25 protein-coding genes and 1 pseudogene are annotated in these 23,203 nt (G+C 44.2%); 20 read left to right on the top strand and 6 right to left on the bottom strand.

What is annotated here, in order from left to right; translation table 11 throughout:
* Positions 1-11: 11 nt before the first annotated feature.
* Positions 12-482 (bottom strand): annotated as a pseudogene (locus tag ACERC6_RS09120) (disulfide bond formation protein B).
* Positions 483-507: 25 nt separating this feature from the next.
* Complete coding sequence (gene gshA, locus ACERC6_RS09115) at positions 508-2,067, bottom strand: glutamate--cysteine ligase (RefSeq protein ID WP_373628783.1); 1,560 nt, start codon at positions 2,065-2,067, stop codon at positions 508-510.
* Between the two features lie 232 nt (positions 2,068-2,299).
* Between gshA and tyrS the strand changes: the two genes are divergently transcribed.
* From tyrS to ACERC6_RS09095, 4 genes are all read left to right on the top strand, one after another.
* On the top strand, positions 2,300-3,511 hold the full coding sequence (gene tyrS, locus ACERC6_RS09110) for a tyrosine--tRNA ligase (protein WP_373628784.1): 1,212 nt from the start codon (positions 2,300-2,302) through the stop codon (positions 3,509-3,511).
* Positions 3,512-3,660: 149 nt separating this feature from the next.
* Entirely contained in the window at positions 3,661-4,296 is a 636-nt protein-coding gene (locus ACERC6_RS09105; RefSeq protein ID WP_373628785.1) for a histidine phosphatase family protein, read from the top strand.
* Positions 4,289-4,510, top strand: a complete 222-nt coding sequence (locus ACERC6_RS09100) for a DUF1653 domain-containing protein (RefSeq protein WP_373628786.1) — start codon at positions 4,289-4,291, stop codon at positions 4,508-4,510. Before ACERC6_RS09105 ends, ACERC6_RS09100 begins: the two co-directional genes overlap by 8 nt.
* Positions 4,504-4,905, top strand: a complete 402-nt coding sequence (locus ACERC6_RS09095) for an FKBP-type peptidyl-prolyl cis-trans isomerase (RefSeq protein ID WP_284674635.1) — start codon at positions 4,504-4,506, stop codon at positions 4,903-4,905. Before ACERC6_RS09100 ends, ACERC6_RS09095 begins: the two co-directional genes overlap by 7 nt.
* Here ACERC6_RS09095 and ACERC6_RS09090 read toward each other — a convergent pair.
* On the bottom strand, positions 4,902-5,156 hold the full coding sequence (locus tag ACERC6_RS09090) for a DUF1289 domain-containing protein (protein WP_284673616.1): 255 nt from the start codon (positions 5,154-5,156) through the stop codon (positions 4,902-4,904). The genes ACERC6_RS09095 and ACERC6_RS09090 overlap by 4 nt on opposite strands.
* A gap of 86 nt (positions 5,157-5,242) precedes the next feature.
* On the opposite strand from ACERC6_RS09090, the gene ACERC6_RS09085 reads away from it, so the two are divergent.
* The 3 genes from ACERC6_RS09085 (at position 5,243) to parE (ending at position 8,597) form a co-directional block, all read left to right on the top strand.
* The gene (locus ACERC6_RS09085; RefSeq protein WP_373628787.1) at positions 5,243-5,842 is read left to right on the top strand and encodes a YqiA/YcfP family alpha/beta fold hydrolase; all 600 of its coding nucleotides are present in this window, start codon (positions 5,243-5,245) and stop codon (positions 5,840-5,842) included.
* Positions 5,843-5,858: 16 nt separating this feature from the next.
* Entirely contained in the window at positions 5,859-6,455 is a 597-nt protein-coding gene (locus ACERC6_RS09080; protein WP_284673609.1) for a glutathione S-transferase, read from the top strand.
* A 252-nt stretch (positions 6,456-6,707) separates the two neighbouring features.
* A complete protein-coding gene (gene parE, locus ACERC6_RS09075; protein ID WP_373628788.1) occupies positions 6,708-8,597 on the top strand; it encodes a DNA topoisomerase IV subunit B in 1,890 nt (629 codons plus the stop codon).
* 80 nt (positions 8,598-8,677) lie between these two features.
* Here the strand turns inward: parE and ACERC6_RS09070 are convergent, their stop codons facing one another.
* Positions 8,678-10,087 (bottom strand): phosphomannomutase CpsG, encoded by a 1,410-nt coding sequence (locus ACERC6_RS09070; RefSeq protein ID WP_373628789.1) that lies wholly within the window; start codon positions 10,085-10,087, stop codon positions 8,678-8,680.
* Positions 10,088-10,256: 169 nt separating this feature from the next.
* Here ACERC6_RS09070 and cysK point away from each other — a divergent pair, with 169 nt between their 5' ends.
* From cysK to yjgA, 9 genes are all read left to right on the top strand, one after another.
* Entirely contained in the window at positions 10,257-11,186 is a 930-nt protein-coding gene (gene cysK / locus ACERC6_RS09065) for a cysteine synthase A (RefSeq protein WP_373628790.1), read from the top strand.
* Between the two features lie 58 nt (positions 11,187-11,244).
* Entirely contained in the window at positions 11,245-12,072 is an 828-nt protein-coding gene (gene mazG, locus ACERC6_RS09060) for a nucleoside triphosphate pyrophosphohydrolase (protein ID WP_373628791.1), read from the top strand.
* Positions 12,059-12,412 (top strand): ComEA family DNA-binding protein, encoded by a 354-nt coding sequence (locus tag ACERC6_RS09055; protein WP_284673595.1) that lies wholly within the window; start codon positions 12,059-12,061, stop codon positions 12,410-12,412. Before mazG ends, ACERC6_RS09055 begins: the two co-directional genes overlap by 14 nt.
* Positions 12,413-12,614: 202 nt before the next feature.
* Entirely contained in the window at positions 12,615-14,327 is a 1,713-nt protein-coding gene (pcnB, locus tag ACERC6_RS09050) for a polynucleotide adenylyltransferase PcnB (protein ID WP_373628806.1), read from the top strand.
* 20 nt (positions 14,328-14,347) lie between these two features.
* The gene (folK, locus tag ACERC6_RS09045; RefSeq protein WP_373628807.1) at positions 14,348-14,839 is read left to right on the top strand and encodes a 2-amino-4-hydroxy-6-hydroxymethyldihydropteridine diphosphokinase; all 492 of its coding nucleotides are present in this window, start codon (positions 14,348-14,350) and stop codon (positions 14,837-14,839) included.
* Between the two features lies 1 nt (position 14,840).
* Positions 14,841-15,668, top strand: a complete 828-nt coding sequence (gene panB, locus ACERC6_RS09040; protein WP_373628792.1) for a 3-methyl-2-oxobutanoate hydroxymethyltransferase — start codon at positions 14,841-14,843, stop codon at positions 15,666-15,668.
* 17 nt (positions 15,669-15,685) lie between these two features.
* Positions 15,686-16,528 carry a pantoate--beta-alanine ligase gene (panC, locus tag ACERC6_RS09035; protein WP_373628793.1) on the top strand — a complete coding sequence of 281 codons (843 nt, stop codon included), beginning with the start codon at positions 15,686-15,688 and terminating at the stop codon, positions 16,526-16,528.
* A gap of 28 nt (positions 16,529-16,556) precedes the next feature.
* Positions 16,557-17,426 (top strand): RNase adapter RapZ, encoded by an 870-nt coding sequence (gene rapZ / locus ACERC6_RS09030; protein ID WP_284673591.1) that lies wholly within the window; start codon positions 16,557-16,559, stop codon positions 17,424-17,426.
* A gap of 31 nt (positions 17,427-17,457) precedes the next feature.
* Entirely contained in the window at positions 17,458-17,964 is a 507-nt protein-coding gene (yjgA, locus tag ACERC6_RS09025) for a ribosome biogenesis factor YjgA (RefSeq protein ID WP_284673590.1), read from the top strand.
* Between the two features lie 177 nt (positions 17,965-18,141).
* Here the strand turns inward: yjgA and ACERC6_RS09020 are convergent, their stop codons facing one another.
* Both ACERC6_RS09020 and ACERC6_RS09015 read right to left on the bottom strand, forming a co-directional pair.
* A complete protein-coding gene (locus ACERC6_RS09020) occupies positions 18,142-18,294 on the bottom strand; it encodes a hypothetical protein (RefSeq protein ID WP_373628808.1) in 153 nt (50 codons plus the stop codon).
* The gene (locus tag ACERC6_RS09015; RefSeq protein ID WP_284673589.1) at positions 18,281-18,904 is read right to left on the bottom strand and encodes a thiol:disulfide interchange protein DsbA/DsbL; all 624 of its coding nucleotides are present in this window, start codon (positions 18,902-18,904) and stop codon (positions 18,281-18,283) included. The genes ACERC6_RS09020 and ACERC6_RS09015 overlap by 14 nt, the downstream gene beginning before the upstream one ends.
* A gap of 418 nt (positions 18,905-19,322) precedes the next feature.
* Here ACERC6_RS09015 and ubiG point away from each other — a divergent pair, with 418 nt between their 5' ends.
* The 4 genes from ubiG to ACERC6_RS08995 all read left to right on the top strand — a co-directional run bounded on the left by ubiG (position 19,323) and on the right by ACERC6_RS08995 (position 23,176).
* Positions 19,323-20,069: a bifunctional 2-polyprenyl-6-hydroxyphenol methylase/3-demethylubiquinol 3-O-methyltransferase UbiG gene (gene ubiG / locus ACERC6_RS09010; RefSeq protein WP_373628794.1), complete on the top strand. Its 747-nt coding sequence runs from the start codon at positions 19,323-19,325 to the stop codon at positions 20,067-20,069.
* Between the two features lie 2 nt (positions 20,070-20,071).
* Positions 20,072-20,782 carry an HAD family hydrolase gene (locus ACERC6_RS09005; RefSeq protein ID WP_284673587.1) on the top strand — a complete coding sequence of 237 codons (711 nt, stop codon included), beginning with the start codon at positions 20,072-20,074 and terminating at the stop codon, positions 20,780-20,782.
* A 210-nt stretch (positions 20,783-20,992) separates the two neighbouring features.
* Complete coding sequence (locus ACERC6_RS09000; protein WP_373628795.1) at positions 20,993-21,754, top strand: YciK family oxidoreductase; 762 nt, start codon at positions 20,993-20,995, stop codon at positions 21,752-21,754.
* A 105-nt stretch (positions 21,755-21,859) separates the two neighbouring features.
* Positions 21,860-23,176: a hemolysin family protein gene (locus tag ACERC6_RS08995; RefSeq protein ID WP_284673585.1), complete on the top strand. Its 1,317-nt coding sequence runs from the start codon at positions 21,860-21,862 to the stop codon at positions 23,174-23,176.
* Positions 23,177-23,203 lie beyond the last annotated feature (27 nt).

Here is a 23,203-nt window from a genome sequence, read left to right as displayed (position 1 = left end):
AATTTTAAAAATCAGCTTGAGTGTTTTTTGATGATACTGCCCAACTGAACCAACAAAATCAGTGTCTGCATGGGAATGGATAACCCCAAAAAAGTCCAGTCAATCTTGGCACATTCCCCTGAGCCTTTTAATACCTGCTCAAAGACCTGCATGATGGGCAGGGTTTCCACCCAGTAGTTTAGCCCTGGACCGCAGGTAGGTACTTGGTCGGGTGGTAAGTGTTGTAGCCAAACATGGCGTGCTGTTCCCCATAGCGTGCCGATGAGCGAGCCTAGCCACAGCACTAGGCGAGTGCTTTTTCTTTTTGGATTAAAAATCAGTCCGAGCAAAGCAAAGCTACCCATCACCCAAAGCCCAATTCGCTAAAAGATGCATAAAGGGTAAGGTTCAAGCCCTAGGGTGTGTTGAAGGTAGCCAATGGCAAATACGCTACCTACCATACAGATGGCAAGTAGCAAGGCGTTGCATTGACGATAAGCCATAAATTTTCTTAAATGAACTAAAAAATCACTGACGATAAGTCTGAATGTACTCATAAAATGACACACTGTCCTTTTGTTCGATGGCGGTTTGTTCTGCGATGGAGTCAGTGGCGAGCTTAGCAAAGCGTTCTTCGTGCTCTTGACTTAAAGCGTGTTTTTGTAGTTGTTCTTGGTGTTTTTTAGCGAGCAATTTGCCCAGCTCCCAAGTGCCACCTAAGCGGCGGCTATCTGCTTCAATTTGGGCAGAGAGTGTAAACTCTGGGTTGGTCGCCTTGCCTTGCATCATTGCCAATGCTTCACGGTAGGCATTGCCACCATGATGATGATCGAAGGCATCGGCGATGATTTGCATATTAGTTAGGTGTTTGACAATCCAGTCGTGCAGATACATATCGCCTGACTCGGTTTTGATGACCACGCCTGTGCTACGACCGTGATTGACCACAGTGTCAATATTGGCTTGTAGGCGTTTTTCTTCGTCTTTATATAAAGCAGGCGAATCAAGTAGCAGGCAGTATATTGCTAGTACTTCTAAGAAACAAGCGGTCTGCATACGAATACCGATGTCGCTGTATGGGTCTAGGTCAATGGCACGAAATTCCACATAAGCGATGCCACGAGCATCAAGGGCTGCAGTCGGTGTTTCGCCAGATTTGGTAATTTGTTTTGGGCGAATGGGGCTATAAAATTCATTTTCAATTTGCAAAATGTGGTCATTGATCTGTAGAGGATTGCCATGTTCGTCATCTACACCAAGGGCGGTAAAATCGGCAAACGGCGTACCAATGGCGGCACGCAGTCCTTTGATGTATTCATCTAGGTCGTTGTATTCGATGTTTAGGTCCTCTTGGACGCTGTTGGTGTAGCCTAGCTTGCCCATGCGTAAGCTAGTGCCGTTAGGCTGATAATAAGTACAGCTACCCTCAAAGAGTGGAACAAGGTTATGATTGCGACCTTTGATGAATGATGCACAAACTGCAGGACTTGCCCCCAGTAGGTATAGTACAAGCGGTGTTAGGCGTTTAAAGTTGCGAATAAGAGCAAGGTATTTGTTATTTTTAAATTGGGTAAAATCAAGGCTTTCATCTTGGCAATCAAACCAAGTCTTAAACAAGTCATCACCTACCGACAGATTATAATGCAGTCCTGCAATCGTCTGCATTTTTCTGCCATAACGCACGCCAAGCCCTGAGCGGTATAGGGTTTTTAGTTTACCGATGTTGCTTGTGCCATAATCCGCTAGTGGAATGTCTTCATCATTATCTGAGGTCATGCAGGGCATGGAAAGAGGCCACATCAGTTCGTCATCTAATGAGCGATGTACCAGCACATGCAGTTCTCTTAGCATGTCCAAGGCTTCTTTAATGGATGAGAACGGCTCGGTGATGAGTTCAAGCAGATTTTCTGAATAATCGGTCGTGATATAAGGGTGGGTTAGTTTAGAGCCGAGTTTGGTGGGGTGTGGGGTCTTGGCGGCAAAACCATCGGGACGCATACGCAGTCCTTCTTTTTCAATGCCACGCTGTATACCTGCAATCAATTTAGGCGAAAACCATGTTGGTAGATAAAAAGTATTGATTGTCATAAAAATTCCTTGAAAAATCGTTGCTTGAGTAAAATGTGCTGATATTATAAGGCTTTTTTGGGTCCTTGTTTTTGCCAATTTTGCATATCACTAATGGTAAAAGCGAAGTTGTCTGTGCTTATTATAAAGCTAAGGGCGTACAATGGCAAAGAAAATCCCAACTTGGGCATTCTTTCACAAGAAAAAGTTTGCTATACTAGGGCGATAATTAATTTTTATAAATAGGTGTATCATGTCAAACTTTTTACCGCCCCAAGAACAGCTTGAACTGTTAAAACGAGGCGTGGTTGAGCTTTATTCAGAAGAAGATTTATTAAAAAAATTGGCATTGGGTCGCCCTTTGCGTATCAAGCTCGGCATGGATCCTACCGCCCCTGATTTGCATTTTGGGCATACGGTGGTACTAAATAAACTGCGTCATTTTCAGGATTTGGGGCATGAGGTGTTATTTTTGATTGGTGATTATACCGCTCGTATCGGTGATCCTACAGGCAAGAACACCACCCGTCCGCCATTGTCCGAAGAGGATGTCAGACGCAATGCCAAGACTTATGCCGAGCAAGTCTTTAAAATCTTGGATAAAGATAAAACCAAAATCGTCTTTAACTCTGAGTGGTTTTCCAAAATGTCAGCAGGCGACATGATTGGTCTTGCCAGTCAGGTTACGGTGTCTCGTATGCTTGAGCGAGATGATTTTTCAAAGCGATATGCCAACCAAACACCCATCGCCATTCACGAATTTTTATACCCTCTTGTACAAGGCTACGACAGCATTGCGATGGATGCTGATGTGGAGATTGGCGGCACCGACCAGACCTTTAACCTACTGATGGGGCGTACCCTACAAGGTCGCTATGGTAAAGAGGCTCAAGTCTGCTTAACCATGCCTTTATTAGAAGGCTTGGACGGCGTGAACAAGATGTCTAAATCGCTTGGTAATTATATTGGCATTGATGAGAGTGCTGGCGTGATGTACCAAAAGATTCTGTCAATGCCCGATACGCTGATTGCTCGTTATTTTGAGCTACTAAGTTTTAAGCCGATGAGTGAAGTAAATGCCCTACTTGATGAAATGGCGAACGGTCGCAACCCACAAGAGATTAAACGCATTTTGGCGTTGGAATTGATTGAGCGATTCCATGATAAAGAAAGTGCGGAGAATGCCCATAAATCGGCAGGTAATCGTTTGGCAGATGGCGAGTTACCGATTGATTTGCCAGAAGTGGCGTTAAACTTGGCAGACGGTCAAGATAAGTTGTTCATCACTCAAGTGCTAAATCAAGCCGGTCTTGCCAAAAACTCTGCCCAAGCTAAAGACATGCTCTCTCGTGGGGCGGTTAAGGTCGATGGGCAAGTTGTGGACGCATCTTTTGCTTTAAGTGTGGGGCAAACGGTTGTAATACAAGCAGGCAAAAAGGCGTATGCTAGGGTGAGTGTGGCTTAATTTTGCATGATGATGTTGCAAGATGGTTAAGCAGAATTGCTAGAAAAAATATCTGATTGCCATCATACATGCTGTTTGGTTTTGGTTGTTTGCTAGGCAGTATGATAATGAATGGGTTTTTAAAACCACCTTAAATCAACAAGATGCTTATGAAAAAAATCTATCTAGTCCGCCATGCCCAAAGCGAATCTAATGCTCGGCTCGCCATTCGCCCAAACTCTCTGATTAACCTGACTAAGGTGGGTAAGGTAGAGGCTTTGGAGCTGTCGGATTGGCTATGTGAGCATCTACCGCACATTGATGGGGTGTTTATCTCTCATTATGTGCGTACTGCTCAGACAGCTGAGCCATACCTGATGGCGACAGGGCAAACGGCAAGTGTGATTGAAGCGTTGCACGAGTTTGATTATTTAGATTTTGAGCGTATTAAAGACTTGTCTTTTGAAGATTTGGTTGCTACTGCAGAGGCGTTTTGGCAGCAGGGCGATACCGCCTATCAAGACGGTACGGCAAGCGACAGTTTTGAGCATTTTGTTGGGCGTGTGCGTCAAGTTCGACAGATGTTTGATGAGTTGCCTGATGGCACTTATGTGGTGTTTACGCATGGTATGTGGATTGGTATGCTCATGTGGCAGATTCTCCATGACGATGGTCTTCGCATGATGGATATGGCCGCATTTCGTGCTTATGAACTTGCCATTCGCCCAAAAAACTGTGAGGTGTTTTTATTGAGCGATGCGTGTGGCGTGCAGACGGTGGCTAAGGTTCGGGTGCGTGATGAATGAGCTAAAGTTGGGTATTTACCGCCACCATAAAGGCAATCTTTATCAGGTTCTACACACCGCTTGTCATTCTGAAACTGGCGAATGGCTCGTTGTTTATCGTGCCTTATACGGTGATTATGGGGTGTGGGTACGACCGTTGGCGATGTTTATAGAAAATATCAAAATTGGTGAGCAAACTGTGCCACGATTTGAGTTTATTCGGGAGTTATCATGACTGCATTTAAAATAACCGACCTTGTCATTGGTGCAGGAAAATCAGCCGAACGAGGGGCACTTATTACCGCTCATTATACAGGCTATTTGTCGGACGGCACGGTGTTTGATAGCTCGCATCAGCGTGGACAAGCCTTCGAGTGCGTCATTGGCACAGGGCGTGTCATTAAGGGCTGGGATTTGGGTGTGCTAGGTAGTGATGTGGGCAAAAAGCTACTGGAGAAATGGGGGCTGACCTTTGATTTGTCAGAATACGAGCCGATGAAAGTTGGTGGCAAAAGACAGCTTGTCGTGCCCGCCCATCTTGGCTATGGTGAGCGAACGGTGGGGAGCATTCCGCCAAATAGTGATTTAACCTTTGAGATTGAACTGCTTGAGGTACGGACAAGAGACTAATCGGTCAGTTCAAGTTGAATCGCTTCCCAAAAATCTAGCTCGCCTTGTCTTTTTTGTTGTTTGGCTTCTAGCAGTCGTTTTCGTCTTTTGGTGATGAGCATCAAAATCTTATGCTTATCGCCATCGCTGAGTGTATGCCATGATTGGCGTTCGGTGCGATTGCGTAGGCAACCGATACAGTAGCCCTTTTTGTTCATGGTGCAGACACCAATACAGGGGGTATCAATGGCGAACAGCTCAAATTGTAACATAATGGCACATCTAAAATTTATTCAAAGATTACTATAGTAATTTTTTTTAATTTTATCAATATTTTAATGTTGATTTGGAAAAACTTATGACCATCATCTATCTACACGGACTAGATGCCGACCCTAACGCCAACAAAGCCATTATCACTGCTGACCATGCCAAGAAAGTTGGCATTGAGACTATTCGTCCTGATTTGAATTGTCCACCTGATGAGGTGGTAGCAAAAATCTTGGCTCTCATCAATGACCACCCTAACTGCGTACTGGTGGGTTCATCGCTTGGGGGTTATTTTGCCACGCTGTTATCTGATATGACAGGCACGCCATGTATCCTGCTAAACCCAAGCATACGCCCTGATTTGTCATTCAGACGCTTTTTGCAGGATAATTTTGACACCAAAGATCTTAGCAATGATAGCGTGATTTATCGCACAACTGGCGGTTGGCAAATCAAATATGCCGATCTTGGTTGGTTTGAAAACCACCGCCTAACAGTCAAGCATCCTAATAAAATCAAAGTTCTATTAAAAATGGGTGATGAACTATTAGATGCTGATGCTACCAAAGATTTTTTTGAAAGCCATTGTGTTGGTGTAACCGCCCAAGATGGGGGCGACCACCGCATGAGCGACTACGATAGTCAGGTTCAGCAGGTGATGGACTGGGTTTTATTATTCACTAATTAATCATCACGGAGTTTTTATGCACACTTTATACATCAGCACCACTTCGCCTTATACTCGTATTTTACTTATGATTGCCAAGCTAGAGCAGGTGGACTTGGCATTAAAGTTTGTCATGCCTTGGGATAATCCTACAGAGCTTGTCTCTGTCAATTCGTTCAGCCAAGTGCCAGCTTTGCTCTTAGATACAGGCGAGGTCATCACTGAGACCATGCTCATCATTCAGGCGATTGCTCCGCAATTTTATGCCAATAACAGCACCGATTTGCCTTCAATTGCCAAAGCATTTGGGATTTTGGCTCAGGGTGTGCGTGCTTTTTCAATCCAGCGATTTACACCAGAAGGACAAGAGCTTCACCCCTTTGTGGCTCGCTCCACTGAGTTATTAAAAGGTACTTTGCCAAATCTAGCACCCCTATCGGCCGACAGCAACTCGTGGGGCGATAAGGTGTTGATGTGTGCATTGATTTGGATTGGTGTGCGACTGCCCGATGTATTTGAGACGCTAAGCGAATCAAATAAACAAGCGGTTTATGATTTTCATCAAAGTCCGCTCATGCAACAGCTCAACGCTGAGGCACTAGAGGCAAAACCAAGTAGCGTCAAGGATTTATAATCCTGTTTTTAAATAAAAAGGAATGTAGTGTTGCATTCCTTTTTTGTCAGATTGTATTTTATAAATCCCATAAAATATGCCATAAGCCCACAAGTGCTTTACTCAAAGTGTAAGTCTGATGATGATATCAAAAATGTCTTTTTGATAATACGCCATAATAAAAATAAATAAAATCAATCAGTTAAACTAAGCATTCAAATTAAATCAAAAATCGGCTAAAATACTCTCTTTCATCATAACATTCCAATACATATGAGCTACACCACCCAAAACCTAGAAGTCCTAGAAGGGCTAGAACCTGTCCGCCGCCGCCCTGGTATGTATACCGACACCACTCGCCCCAATCATTTGGCTCAAGAGGTGATTGATAATTCTGTGGATGAAGCGTTGGCTGGACACGCCAAAAATATCATTGTTACCCTGCATACTGACGGCTCGCTATCTGTGCTTGATGACGGACGAGGTATGCCCACCGATATTCACCCTGAATTTAACCAGTCAGGTGTGGAGCTTATCTTGACTCGTCTGCACGCAGGAGGAAAATTCTCCACCGATAATTACGCCATCTCTGGTGGTCTGCATGGCGTGGGGATTAGCGTGGTCAATGCTTTATCCAAGCGTGTGGAGGTTACTGTGTGGCGAGATGGCATACAGTATCAGATGAATTTTGAGCATGGCACAGCGATCAGCCCCTTGATGAATCAGCCGTCTGCCATCAAGAAAAAACGAGGCACGCAGGTGCGATTTTGGGTAGATGAGCAGTATTTTGATAATCCTAAGTTCTCCATCAAAGCCCTAAAGCACAACTTAAAAGCCAAAGCCGTCCTATCAGCAGGGTTAAAGATTGACTTTATCAACGAAATCGAGCCTGATACCAGCGAAAGCTGGCAATACACAGATGGTGTGGTGCAATATTTGACCGAACAGCTTGGCGAGCTTGCCATCATTCCTGAGGTGCCTTTTTATTTTAGTGGAGAGCCGACAGCAGGCGAGCGTGGTGGAGCGACTTTTGCGATTGCGTGGTTGCCTGAGTCTGGCACGCCCATTTGTGAAAGTTATGTCAACCTTATTCCCACAGCACAAGGCGGTACGCATGTTAATGGACTTCGCACAGGGATTACGGACGCTTTGCGTGAGTTTTGTGAGATTCACAGCCTTTTGCCTAGAAATGTTCGCCTAACTGCTGATGATGTGTGGGACGGCGTTAATTATATTTTATCCTTAAAATTTGCTGAGCCGCAGTTTAGCGGTCAAACCAAAGAACGCTTATCAAGCCGTGAAGCGTCGCCACTGGTGCAGGCACTTGCTAAAGATGCGTTTAGTCTGTGGTTAAATACTTATCCTAACACTGCCAAAGCGATTGCTGAGCTTGCCATCAGTAAAGCAGGCAAGCGGTTAAAATCTGCCCAAAAAGTCGCCCGAAAAAAAATCACCCAAGGTCCTGCCTTGCCAGGTAAGTTGGCTGATTGTAAGGGTGAATTCAAAGACGGTGCAGAGTTGTTCTTGGTGGAAGGCGACAGTGCAGGTGGGTCTGCTAAGCAAGCCCGAGACAGACATTTTCAGGCAATCTTGCCCCTGCGTGGCAAAATCCTAAATACATGGGAAGTTTCGCATGACACCGTATTATCCAGTCAAGAGATTCATGACATCGCCATCGCCATAGGCGTAGATCCAGCATCTGATGATTTATCTGAATTACGCTATGACAAGATCTGTATCCTAGCGGATGCAGACTCGGATGGACTGCATATTGCTACGCTTATTTGTGCATTGTTTGTCAAGCATTTTCGCTCGCTGGTGGAAGCAGGGCATTTGTTTGTTGCCATGCCCCCTTTGTACCGCATAGACATTGGTAAAGATGTGCATTATGCCCTAGATGATAATGAGCTAAACGCCATCTTGAAACAAACCAAGTCTAAGGGTAAGCCACAAATTACCCGCTTTAAGGGTTTAGGCGAGATGAACCCTGATCATTTGCGTGAGACAACCATGAATCCTGATACTCGCCGTTTGGTGCAACTTGATATTGATGACTTTGGCAGCACCAGTAGTGTCATGGATATGCTACTTGCAAAAAAACGCTCGTCCGATCGTAAGGCGTGGTTAGAAGATAAAGGAGACTTGGCAGATTTGGCGGTGTGATGCACTCTAACAACAAATCTGCCATAAAAAAATAATAAAAGTCCTGCGGTTGGTAGGACTTTTATTGTACTGGCATACACCTAATGATCGGCACTCACCGCTCCAGATTCTGCTAGTAGCGTCAAAATCTCATCGGTTTTGGTTGTTAGGAGCGTTGAGTCGCCTTTGGTTTCAATATTAAGGCGAATGAGTGGCTCGGTATTGGACGAACGCAGGTTGAATCGCCAATGACCAAAATCTAGACTCAAACCATCTAGGGTGTTTTTGGTGGGGTGAAATTCTTTGTATGTTTGTTCAAGTTTGGCACAAATGTCATCTGCGGTCAAAGCACCCAAGCGAAAGTTTAGCTCTCCTGAACTTGGAAAATCGGCAATATAGCCGTTGACCAACTCTGATAATGTTTTACCTGTTACCGATAAAAGCTCAATGACAAGTAGCCAGACAATCATGCCACTATCGCAATAGGCGAAATCACGGAAATAATGGTGGGCAGACATTTCGCCACCATAAATCGCCCCTGTTTCACGCATGACTTGCTTGATGAATGAATGCCCTGATTTGCTGATGGCAGGTATGCCACCATTGTTGGCGATGATGTTTTGGGTGTTATAAATCACACGAGGGTCATAGACGATGGATTGACCTTGATGTTTTTTTAAAAAGACCTCGGCCAACATACCTACGATGTATGAGCCTTCAATAAATCTGCCTTGTTCATCAAACAAAAAACATCTGTCAAAATCCCCATCAAACGCCACACCAAAGTCTGCCTTGTGAGCGATGACCGCCTGTGAAGTGACTTGTTGGTTGGCGGTAATCATGGGATTTGGAATGCCATTGGGAAATGAACCATCTGGGGTGTGGTGTATTTTGATGATCTCAATTTTATCGCCAAGACGCTGTTCAAGATCATCAACCACAGGACCTGCTGACCCATTACCGCTATTGACTACGATTTTTTTTGGGCTAAATTTGGCGGTGTTGGTGAAGCTCATGAGCTTGTCAATATAGGCGGTTTTGTTGGTAATTAGGCTAACTTTGCCTTTGGTGGCGTGTACAAACTCACCGTTTTCGGCGATGGTGCGAATGTCCGCCAGACCTGTGTCAGCACTGATGGGGCGAGAGTTTTCACGCACCATTTTTAGACCGTTGTAATTGATGGGGTTGTGGCTTGCGGTTACTTCAACACCACCGATGGCGTTGTAGTGGCTGGTGGCAAAATAAACTTCTTCGGTGCCTGTCATGCCCAAGTCAATGACATTAACACCTGCATCTGTAATGCCGTCAATGACAGATTGTTTTAGGCATTCGCTAGAGGGGCGAATGTCTGAACCAACCACGATGGCGGGGTTGTCTTTGCCATTGTTTAAATACTGGGCAAAAGCACGCCCAATGCGATAAGCAATGGTGCTATCTAAATTAACATCAAGCTCGCCACGCACATCATATGCTTTAAAGCAGGAGATGGAGATGGGGGCAAAAGTGGTCATAGGTTATCCTGATTATCAATAAAAATAAGTTTAATTTTACCATGTTTTTACCAACAAAAATGATGGGTTGTTAAAATTCTAAAATAGAATAACTCTTAACTTTTTTTGCCTATAAATTTTAAGAAAAGTTTGTTATGATGATTATGCTATTATATATCGGAGACCTATCATGAATATCGCTAAGAACATCACAGATCTCATTGGCAACACGCCTTTGGTGGCGTTAAACCGCCTAACTGAAGGTCTGCCTGCTCGTGTTGTTGCTAAACTAGAGTATTTCAACCCAGCAAGCTCGGTTAAAGACCGCATCGCCATCTCTATGATTAATGAAGCTGAAAAAGATGGCTTGATTGACAAAAATACCAAAATTGTAGAAGCCACGAGTGGCAATACAGGCATCGGGCTTGCCATGGTGTGTGCTTCTAAGGGTTATCAGCTTGTCATCACCATGCCAGAGAGCATGAGCTTAGAACGCCGTGCTTTGCTTCGTGCATACGGAGCAGAGCTGGTGCTAACCCCTGCATCAGAGGGTATGGGTGGGGCGATTGCTAAGGCAAATGAGCTGGCAAGCCAAGACGGCTATTTTATGCCACGCCAGTTTGATAACTTAGCCAACCCCAAGATTCACCGTGAGACAACCGCCGAAGAAATCTGGAATGATACGGACGGACAGGTGGATATTGTGGTGGCAGGTATCGGCACAGGTGGCACGATTACAGGCGTGGGCGAGGTATTAAAGTCCAAAAAACCAAGCGTGCAAATCATCGCAGTAGAGCCATCTGATTCACCCGTATTTAGTGGCGGCGAAAAAGGACCTCATAAATTACAAGGTTTGGCTCCTGGTTTTGTACCAAGTATTTTAAACACCAAAATTTATGATGAGGTCATCACGGTTACGGCAGACTCTGCTTTTGCCACAGCTCGCCAGATGGCAGAAAAAGAAGGGATTTTGGTGGGTATTAGTGCAGGAGCAGCCGTTTGGTCAGCCCTACAAGTGGTAAGTCGTCCTGAAAATGCAGGCAAAATGATTGTGGTGGTGATACCTTCATCAGGCGAGCGGTACTTATCCACGGCGTTGTTTGCTGATTTGGCTCAATAGTATCTCTTTTATCAAATCCCATGATGTGCTATCATGGGGTTTATTTTTGGATGGTGTCATGACTCCTACGCCCAATTTTACTGACCTTGTCGCTCTCATGAAACGCCTTCGTGCCGATTGCCCTTGGGACGCTAAACAAACCAACCAATCTTTGCAAAAATACGCCCTAGAAGAAGTTTTTGAACTCATAGAGGCAATTAGCAATGATGACCAAAGCCCATCTGCCACAGATGATATTAAAGGTGAGCTTGGCGATGTGTTGTTGCAGGTCATCTTTCATGCTCATCTATATGCTGAAGCAGGAAGATTTGATATGGGTGATGTCATTCATGCCTTGCAAGAAAAGCTGATACGCAGGCATCCCCATGTCTTTGACAAAGAAAACCTACAAACAGATGAAGATGTCAAACGCCGTTGGAACGAGATTAAAGCTGCCGAAAATAAAAATCGTCCAAAACGGTTGCTATCAGAGGTAAGGGCAGGTACGGCACTGATGACAGCCCAAAATTTACAAAAATCATCTGCTAAGGTGGGTTTTGATTGGGAAAATCTGGGTGGTGTATTGGGTAAATTGCAAGAGGAACTAGGCGAGTTACAAGCCGAATTGCCCACGCCTGATTTTGCTTATCAGACCGACAAGCTAAACCAAACCCAAAAAGACAAGATTGCAGGCGAGCTTGGCGATGTGTTATTTGTGCTGACCAATCTGGCTCGTCATCTAGATATTGACGCTGAAATGGCGTTGCAAGATGCTAATAGTAAATTTAAACGCCGATTTGCCTATGTTGAGCAGTCGTTGATGGCACAAGGCAAAACGCTAGCAGAAAGCGACTTGGCTGAGATGGATAACTATTGGAACATGGCAAAGGCTGATGAAAAGCGGTGATGGTATGTGTGCACGATTGAACATCTTACTTGTCATGGGCGTGATTGCTACGGTTTTTCTTTCACCTACCGCCACCGCCAAAGAACAATGCTATCTTGATGCCATCAGTGCCTATGAGCAACTCATTAAAAAACCACGCACTAAGCCCATCAACATTAACACCGCCACTGCCAGCGACTTTGCTAGCCTGCAAGGGGTGGGTGTTGCCACTGCCGAACGCATCATCAAGTACCGCACACAGATAAGACGGTTTGAGCGGGTAGATGATTTGATGCAGGTAAAGGGTATTGGGCAAGCGATTTTGGATAAAAACAGGCACCGATTGAGTGTTTTGGATTGATCAGATGGGTGTTTGGGCAGCATTTTTGGATAAAAAAGAGGCGGTTGTCGCTTTTTTTGTCAATAACAGTTAAAATAGATGGTTTTATCATAAAAAATATTTTATAACCATCAAGGAGAAGTTAAGCATGGCGTATCAGCCAGCGAACTTTGGTAGATCCAATAAGTCAAGCCGAAGCAGAAAAACCAAGAAAACACAAAAAATGGTTGTGCATCACGATAAAGCACTTGGTCTGAGCAAGTCGGCTTTGCCACACAGCATTATTGAGGTGGCCAGTACCTTGACTAAGGCGGGCTTTGAGGCGTATATTGTGGGGGGCGGTGTGCGTGATAGTCTTTTGGGGCTTGTGCCGAAGGATTTTGATGCAGTGACGAATGCTCGTCCGCATGAGATTAAGGCAGTTTTTGGCGGTCGTTGTCGTATCATTGGTAAGCGTTTTCAGCTTGCCCATGTTTATTCTGGGCGTGAAATGATAGAAGTGGCGACTTTTCGTGCACCGCCTAAGGACGACACACATACCACCGAAGACGGCATGATTACTCGTGATAATGTCTGGGGGACGATAGAGCAAGACTTTGCTCGTCGTGATTTTTCTGTTAATGCTTTATATTATCAGCCAATCAAAGGCGAAGTGCTTGATTTTTGTGGGGCAACTGCTGATATTAAAAGCGGTGTATTAAGGCTTCTAGGCGATGCTAAAGTGCGAATAGAAGAAGACCCTGTGCGTCTGCTTCGTGCCTTGCGATTTAAGGCGAAATTGAGCTTTGAATTTGATGATGAGTTGGCACGGCAGTTTCATGAGACTAACTGGTCGCTACTTGAGCAGGTGTCTGCTCATCGCTTATATGATGAGACGGTCAAAATGTTTGTGGGGGGTTATCTGACCCCACTGTTGCCACTGCTTTTTCAACATGGTGCGATGAGTAGCTTGATGACCTATGCACCAAAACAGCCGACACCATTGATGATGGCTATTGCAAATAATACCGATAAGCGTGTTAATATGGGCAAAGGGGTAAATCCTGCGTTTTTTTATGCGGCACTTTTGTGGGAAAATTATTTGCATCAGCTTGCCAAACTTAAGAAAAAAGGCTTGCCTTTTTATGAAGCACAGCAAAAATCTGCTGCCAAGGTCATTGACGCTCAGCGTCTAAAAACCGCCATTCCAAAATTTGCTGAAGAATTTATCACAAGTATTTGGCTAATGCAGCCCAAACTTGCCAATCCTCGTGTGCGTGATATTGCTACTCTTGAGCGTCACGCCAAGTTCCGTGCGGCGTTTGATTTTTTGGTTGTAAGAGAGGCGCATGATAAGCATGAACTGTCCGAGTCGACCAATGGTATGGGCAAGTGGTGGCAGGCTTATCAAGATGCAGATGCTATCCAAAAAGCACAGATGATTGAGGCTTTTGCCAATGGTGGTAGCACTGCAGGCACCCCATCACGCCGCCGCCAAAGAAGTGGCATGAATGATGAGCTGTTACAACTACAGCAGTTATCAGCATCTGAGTATGATGAAACTGATCAGACACAGGTTCGCAAGCCACTCTTTGTCGCCAAAAACCTTGATGAGTTTTTACCAAAAGACCAAAAAGCCACGCCTCGCCTGCGTGAGGTGATTGTGCCGACTTTTGAGCAGGTGAATTATACGCAAGCAGAATTTTTAAAACTACTCAATAATGATGAGCCATACATTCCTGCTCGCCGCTACCGTAAGCGTCAGCCATCATCGCTATTATCCATCAAAGATAAGCTGCTTGGATTGACTGAGTCAGATGTCAGTGGTCAGCCTGCGAAGTCTGCCAAACCAAAATCCAAGCAGACACAACAGCCCAAAAAAGCCAGTGCTAACGACAAAACCACCAAATCCAAAAAACGCAAAAAACCCAACGCCAAACCACGATTGCAGGACTAATGGGTGCAATCATGACGGAGATGGTACGGATTTATTTGGGGCTTGGTGGCAACATTGCTAATGAATTGGGTGACCCAATCAGCCACATTTTGGCGGTGCGTGATGCCCTGCTGACCGATGAGCGTTTTTGTGATGTCAGGTTGTCATCGTTGTATTCATCAAAGGCTTATGGCGTTACCGACCAGCCTGATTTTGTTAATGCGGTGTTGTCTGCTAAGACTACGCTTGCCCCACTTGAGCTACTTGATGTTTGTCAAGCTCTAGAAAATAGTGCAGGGCGAGTACGGCTAAGACGCTGGGGTGAACGCTCGCTTGATGTAGATGTCTTGCTGTATGGCGATGAGATAATTCATAATGAACGCTTAATTGTGCCACATAAAGAGATTTTGCTAAGAAATTTTGTGGTTATTCCACTGCTTGAGTTGGACCCTAGCCTTGTGATTGGTGATATCAAAATTGCCGAACTGCCCATCGCTTCTTGTCATGACGGATTGATAAAACAAGAAAAATAATATGACCTACTTAGCCGAAAAACCAACAGTTCCTACTACCTTATCCACCCTAACCAAATTTAAAAAAACTGGCGAAAAGTTTAGTTGCTTGACCTGCTACGATGCGTCTTTTGCCCATCTGATGGAACTTGCTAAGATTGATGCGATTTTGGTTGGTGATAGCTTGGGTATGGTGGTGCAAGGACAGGCCTCTACTTTGCCTGTTACGGTGGCAGATATGGTCTATCATACCGCCAATGTCGCACGAGCCAATCAGCATGCCTTGATTTTGACTGATTTGCCATTCATGAGCTATGCCACGATTCATGATGCGATTGTCAGCAGTCGTGCGGTGATGCAGGCGGGGGCGAATGTTGTCAAGATTGAAGGTGGTAGTGAGCTTGCACCCATTGTTGAGATTCTTGCCAAAAACGGTGTGCCAACCTGCGTGCATTTAGGATTGACACCACAGTCGGTTAATGTCTTTGGCGGATATAAGGTACAAGGCAAGACAGATGAGCAAGCGGATAGACTTATTAAAGATTGTGAGATTTTAGTCAATGCAGGGGCGAGCATCATTTTGCTTGAATGTGTGCCTGCAAGCCTTGCTACAATCGTTACTCAGCAGTTTGCCGTGCCTGTTATCGGTATTGGGGCAGGTGCAGGTACAGATGGTCAGGTGCTTGTGATGCACGATATGTTGGGCGTGCATACTCGCAAGCCTGCTAGATTTGTTAAAGACTTCTTAAAGGATGATGGCAATACGACAGGCGATATTTTAGGAGCGTTTGTTAATTATCATCGGTCGGTCAAGGACGGTTCATTCCCTAGTGTAGAACACAGTTTTTAAGTCAAAGTTTGATGAATATGAAAATTCTTAACACCATTGCAGACCTGCAAGCTCAACTGACGGCACATCGCCATCAAAAAATCGCCCTTGTCCCCACAATGGGTAATCTGCACGCAGGGCATATTCAGCTTGTCAAAACCGCCAAACAATACGCTGATATTGTTGTGGTGAGTATTTTTGTTAATCCTACGCAGTTTGACGTAGGCGAAGATTTTGACAGCTATCCACGAACGCTAGATGAAGATTGTCAAAAATTACAAAACGCTGAAGCTAACTTCGTTTTTGCACCCAGTGTGGCAGAGATGTATCCGACTTATCCGCCGAATGTACAGGTATTAAGCGGTGAGATAACCAAAGTTTTATGCGGTAAAAGTCGTCCTACGCATTTTGATGGGGTGGGGTTGGTGGTTTCAAAGCTTTTTAATATTGTGCGTCCTGATGTGGCGGTCTTTGGCAAAAAAGACTATCAACAGCTTGCCATCATTCGCCAGTTAAATGATGAATTAAATTTTGGCATTGATGTCGTTGGGGTGGATGTTGTGCGTGCTAATGACGGCTTGGCGTTGTCGTCAAGAAACGGCTATTTATCTGATGACCAAAGAAAAATTGCCCCAGTCATTCAGCAAACCTTGCAAAAAATTAAAAGCGACATTCAAAAGGCAGATTTTGCTGACTATGCCAATATCATTCAAAAGTACAATGATGAATTGACAGCCCTAAATCTAAAAGTTGATTATTTAGAGCTTTTAAATGATCGGCTACAACCGATTAGCCCTGACGATAAAAATTTGGTTATATTGGCAGCTGTCTTTGCGGGGCGTGCAAGGCTTTTGGATAATTTGGAGATGGTCTTGTCATAACGCAGATGACTACGGTAAGGAATTTTGTATGACAGATACACAAATCATCATCGTCTCAGGGCGATCAGGCTCTGGCAAAACCTCGATACTCAATATCTTAGAAGATTTTGGTTTTTATGTCATTGATAATCTGTTGTTGTCATTGGTTGGTCAAGCGGTGGATGATTTGATTGGCAACGACATGAAAAAAGTTGCACTTGGCATTGATGTGCGTGCACCGAAAGCGGATTTATCTAATTTTCCTGCGGTTTATGCCACTTTGATGAGTAAATATGGCGATGCGGTTAAGGTGTTGTATGCCACCACCCAAGAGAGCGTACTGGTGGCTCGTTTTGGAGCGACTCGCCGTGTGCATCCGCTCATGCCAACTGTCAATAGCCTGCCTAACGCACTGGCCAAAGAGATAGAGTTGTTACAGCCTGTCGCTAACCTTGCAGATATTAAGATAGATACCAGTATGCTTAATATCCACGAGCTAAAAGAAAAGGTAAGAGACCACATCGGCGTGGATAATGTCGTGGTGGTCAATCTGCTGTCTTTTGGCTTTAAAAATGGTGCACCTATTGACGCTGATTTTATCTTTGATGTGCGTATCTTGCCCAATCCATATTGGCAAGAGCGTCTTCGGGTGCAGACAGGTCGTGATGATGAAGTTAAGGCATTTTTTGCTGGTTATCCAGAAGTGGATGACATGGCACATGACATCGCAGACTTTTTGGAAAAATGGTTGCCTAGCTTCTTAAATAATAACCGCTATATTGTTACTATTGGCATCGGTTGCACAGGTGGTAAACATCGCTCGGTGTATATCAATGAGATGGTGGGTGAGCTGTTAAGGCTTAGATTACCTGCCAATATGCCAGTTATCGTCAAGCACCGTGAAAAACGCCACTGGTGAATTTATTCAGTTAATCAAAAAGAGAATATCCATGAACATCGACTGGTCAAAACAAGACATGCGAGTATCTCGCACCGAGATTAAAAAAGCTCATGAGCGTCTGCAAGCTCTATGCGAGCCACTTGCCAATTTATCCAAAAAACAGTTAGACAATCTGCCTGTCAGTGAGTATTTTTTGGAAGAATTAAAGCACCTTATCCAAATCAATAGTGTTGCCGCCAAAAACCGTCAAATCAAGCGAGTGGGTAAACTCATCATTGAAGAAGATCGTCATGTGCTGACGCAGGCTTTATTTGAGATGTTGTTTACGCCTGAGCAACGCACCAAGATTGAAGCGTGGTTATCTCGCTTACAGCTACACGATGATGGTGCGATGAAGCAGTTTGTTAAGCAGTTTAAAAAGGCAGAATACAACAGTGTCTATCAGTTGTTATTGTGGATAGCATACGCCAAGCATTTAGGTGATGATGAACTATTGTTGGAGAGTGAAGCAGATTTTACAAGCTATGTCAAAGAAGTGGCAATCTTATCAATGTGATGAATGTCCATGCATCATCGCCCATGCCAATGTAATCAAGCGAATAAATGCACTAGACTAAAGTAATAAAGCCGAATGTCAAACACTCGGCTTTATTACTTTAGTCCTTCGGCGATCTTGCCCTTTGCGTTTACTCCATGTTACAGCATCTATCCTTAGTTGGTAGCTCCGTTTACCTTATCCTTCGCTGTGTGCATAGTATCTCAAAATCAGCCATGTTTTGCTATTGGTAAATGTCGTCAATAAGTGTAAGCGATTGCCGACAAAAAAGCCTGCATGAGAACGCAGGCTTGGTTTTTGAAGGGATTTGTATGAGTTATTGTTTTTCATTACGCACTTTGTTAATAAGAAAATCAACAACTTGTGTTACTTTTTCATCTGTACCAGGTACGACATATTTACCATGTACTACGACCGCAGGCACGCCTGTCAACTGGTAGCGAGTTGCCCCTTGTTTGGCACGCTCAATCTTGGTGCTTACGGAAAATGAGTTGTAGAAGCTGTTAAATTTGCTTTTGTCGGCACCTTGTGAAGCATACCAGTTCGCTAAATTTTCTTGATTAGAGATGATGTTTCTTTTGCCATCTTTATGCACAGCGTCAAATAGTGCTTGATGGGTTTTGTTTTCAAGCCCCATCTGCTGAGCAGCATAAAAACCACGAGCAGGCACTTCCCAGACAGGATTCATGGCGGCAGGGGTGCGGAAAAATGCCACATCTTTGGCACGAGTTTTTGCCCATTTTTGCATATGTGGTTCTAGGGCGTAACAATGTGGGCAACCATACCAAAAGAACTCACGAACAACGATGATGTCCCCTGCAATGTTTTCAGGGTTGGCGACTTTTTGATAGTCTTTGCCTTCAACAAAATCGGCAGCAAATGCCTGACCTGCTAAGGCGATGGCAGTTACCAGTAGAGAGAACTTTGGGATGTATTTCATTGGAAATCCTTATAAAACGGCATTGGGCAAGAAACTTTCACCCGCTTTTGTTAGCACTCATTGATAAAAATTGTCAAGATTACTCATTTTATCAAATTTGACTCGTCATTGAAATAATGCAAATAAAAATATTGCGATAGTTTACCGCATTTTTGGTAAAAAAGAGTAACAGATTTATTAACACTCTCTTACAGATTGTGGTGATTTTGCATACTCATGCGATTTGATAGACTGTGTTTGGCTGATTGGGGTGATACTTTGGCATTTTTGTGGGTTTTGGTGGTGTTTTGGTGAGCAGGTTAATGGTTGTGGTTTATTGGTGCGTATTGTTAGAGATGTATTGCCAGAAGCGTAAATTTTTGCTTAATTTTGCCTAAGATGATAAGATATTGGCAGTATGCCTAATCTTGGAATAAATATGCACACAGCACAGCAGAATGTTGATTTTGATGAAATTGGTAAATTTACCCGTCTTGCCGATGAATGGTGGGATAGAAATGGGGCATTTAAGTCTTTGCATGACATCAATCCGTTGCGATTAAACTGGATTGAAGATAAGGCACACGAGCAGTATGGCTCACCACTGTTAAACAAAAGCGTACTGGATGTTGGTTGTGGCGGTGGTATTTTGTCGCATTCGATGGCGGTGCGTGGGGCGAAAGTGTTGGGTGTGGATCTAGGAGAAGAAAACCTTCATGCTGGCAGGATTCATGCTGAGCGGACTGGCATGGCAGACAGCCTGTCGTTTCGATGTGTGGCGATAGAGGAGCTAGCCAAAGAGCAGGCGGGCGTTTATGATGTGGTTACTTGCATGGAAATGTTGGAGCATGTGCCCAATCCATCTGCCATCATTGAGGTGTGCTTTACTCTATTAAAAGCTGGTGGCGTATTTGTTGCCTCAACCATCAATCGCAACCCCAAATCCTATTTGTTCGCCATTTTGGGGGCGGAGTATGTGTTGAGATTGGTGGATAAGGGTACGCATGATTACCATAAATTCATCACGCCAGCCGAGCTTGATCAAATGGCAATCCGAGCGGGTTTTGACCGCATGGATATGACAGGACTGCATTATAATCCACTAACCAAAAGATTTTGGCTATCTAATGCGAATGTTGATGTTAATTATATGATGGCATTTACCAAAAAGCATGATGGTAAGTAAGCATGACAACAATCAAGGCTGTTTTATTTGACCTAGATGGCACGCTCATTGATACCGCCCCTGATTTTATCCGCATCATCAAGCAGATGTGTCATAAATACGACCACTTACCGCCAACAGATGTTGCCATTCGTGAGCAAGTTTCGGCAGGTGCAAGGGCGATGGTACGCCTGATGTTCGGTGATGAGCTTGCTCAGAGTATGGATACTGATGAGAGATTGCTTGCCTACCGCCAAGAATTCTTAGACCTTTACGAGCAGGATATCTGTGTGGATAGCCGACTCTTTGACGGACTAGATGAGCTATTAACGACCCTTGAGCGTCAAGGTGTGGCTTGGGGCATTGTTACGAATAAACCTAGATATTTAGCCGAGCAATTATTGGCTAAACTTGCCTTAACCGACCGTTGCTGTGTACTGGTCTGCCCTGATGATGTGGTCAATACCAAGCCCGACCCTGAACCGATGTATTTGGCAGTCAGCCTTTTAAATGATAAGTATGACACAAAAATCACTGCTGATCACTGCATTTATGTGGGCGACCATATCCGTGACATACAAGCAGGTCGTTCTGCTAACATGATGACGGTTGCGGTGGAGTTTGGTTATATTGTCCCCAATGAGAACCCACACGAGTGGGGAGCGGATAAAGTGGTGGCAAGCACACATGAACTTGGCGAATTTATTTTGGCTCAGCTTGGTGATGGCTGTTAGGCACTTGTTGATGTGCTTATCAGAACTACGCACTTTTATGCTTTTGTGCCAACGATGCTGTTGACGACAAACATGAGCCTAAGACTAAAGCGTAACATGGCAGGCATTAAGATAATAAACTGCTAAGATGACAGTGTTTTAAGGACTGATTAAACAGCCATCGCACTCAATTAAGCATTGATATTGACAATTTTAATCAAAGATACAATCATGACAACACATCACGACATCATTCATTACACACCGACTACCACCTGCCTAAAAGATAAAATCATCTTGGTAACAGGGGCTGGCTCTGGTATTGGTAAGGCGGTTGCTTTAACTTATGCTAAGTGTGGTGCGACCGTACTACTGTTGGGCAAGACACAATCTAAGCTAGAGATGGTCTATGATGAGATAGAAGAGTTGGGGCTTGCCATGCCTGCCATCTTGCCAATGGATCTACAAAATGCAAGTTTTGCTCAGATGAATGAGCTTGCCACTTTAATCCAAAAAGAGTTTGGGCGACTAGATGGGGTGTTGCACAATGCTGCAATTTTGGGGGCATTAACACCGCTTGAAATGTATGACCCCATCACTTTTGAGCAAGTCATTCGTGTAAATACCACCGCTGTCTTTATGCTGACCCAGTCGCTATTTCCTTTACTGATGTCTGCCCCAAGTGGCTCGGTGGTGTTTACTAGCTCTGGTGTGGCGAAGGTGCGACCATTTTGGGGGGCGTACGCTTTATCCAAGCAAGCGGTAGAAGGCATGAGCACGATTTTTACCGAAGAGACCAAAAACCACACCGCCCTACGCTTTAATTGCATTAACCCCGGGGCGACTCGCACCAACATGAGAGCTCATGCCTTTCCTGGTGAGGACCCAAATACCTTAAAAACACCTGAGGATATCATGAGTGCTTATGTGTATTTGATGACCGATTCGGCATCTGGTATTAAGGGGCAAGTTATTCATTGCCAACCAAAATAATAAAAGGGCGAGTGTTCGCCCTTTTTGGTGCGTGCGGATGATACTTGCAATTTATCATGAACTTGATAAACTATCTTTCATCTACCTAATACTTTCGTCATTCACATGGAATTACTACAAAATTTATTTTTAATTGCTGTTTTGATTTTGGTGTCTAGCTTTTTTTCCATCTCGGAGATCGCCCTAGCGGGTGCTAGAAAATTAAAATTGAAACTCATCAGTGAAGGTGGTGATGCCCGTGCTGATAAAATCATGCACCTGCAAGAAAACTCTGCTGATTTTTTTGCCACCAGTCAAATTGGTCTAAATGCTGTTGCCATCTTGGGCGGTTCGGTGGGTGAGGGGGCGTTGCGTCCTTATTTTGCTCAGTGGATTAGCTATCTTTATGATGGGCAGTATTTAGATAACATTGCGTTTTTTACCAGTTTCGTGGTGGTAACGCTACTATTTATCTTGTATGCCGACCTAATTCCCAAACGCCTTGCCATGATTAACCCTGAAAAAATGGCACTCATGGTTATTGACCCTGTGCTTGTCGTGGTTAGGATTGTCAAACCCCTTGTCTGGGTCATCAATGGTATCGCCAACTTGGTATTTCGTGTTTTTAAAATCAATACCGTACGAGAAGAAAGCATCACCTTTGATGATGTCTCTGCCATCATGGATGCAGGAGCGGAGGCGGGCGTGGTGTTGCAACAAGAACAACATTTTATTGAAAATGTCTTTGAGCTAGAAGAGCGTACCGTGCCATCTTCTATGACTGTGCGTGAAGATGTGGTGTATTTTACACTAGACGAGAGCGAAGAGAGCATCCGCCAAAAGATTGCTGAATATCCGTATTCTAAATTTTTGGTGTGTGGTGAGAGTATTGATAATGTGATTGGCTATATTGACACCAAAGATATCTTGGTGCGAATTTTGAATAACCAGTCTATTTTAAATATCCATGAAAGTGCGATTAGAAATGTGCTGATTATCCCCGATACGCTTACTTTATCAGAGCTACTGGATAAATTTCGTGCTAGTAAAGAAAAATTTGCTGTTGCCATCAATGAGTACGCCCTTGTGGTTGGCGTGATTACCTTATCTGATATCATGATAACTGTGATGGGGGATTGGGTCGCACCCATTGAAGAGGAGCAACAAATCATCAAGCGAGATGAGCATTCTTGGTTGATTGATGGCAGTACACCGATTGATGATGTCAAGCACGCTTTGGATATTACAGAGTTTGATGATTGGGATCATTATGAGACATTGGCAGGATTTATCATGTATCGCTTGCGTAAGATTCCTAGACCTGCTGACTTTGTGGTGCATGAGAATCTTAAATTTGAAGTGGTGGACATTGACTATTATAAGATTGACCAAGTGCTTGTTACTCGTCTACCTGCCGATGAGGCAGATCGGGATTGGATATAGCCATGATGAGGTTTGTTCAGTTGGTTT

Origin of the sequence: Moraxella sp. E33BD (genome assembly GCF_041807865.1) — a bacterium.
GTDB lineage: Bacteria > Pseudomonadota > Gammaproteobacteria > Pseudomonadales > Moraxellaceae > Moraxella > Moraxella haemolytica.
Note: the sequence above shows the minus strand (reverse complement) of the source record. Positions and strands in the feature narration are given on the sequence as shown.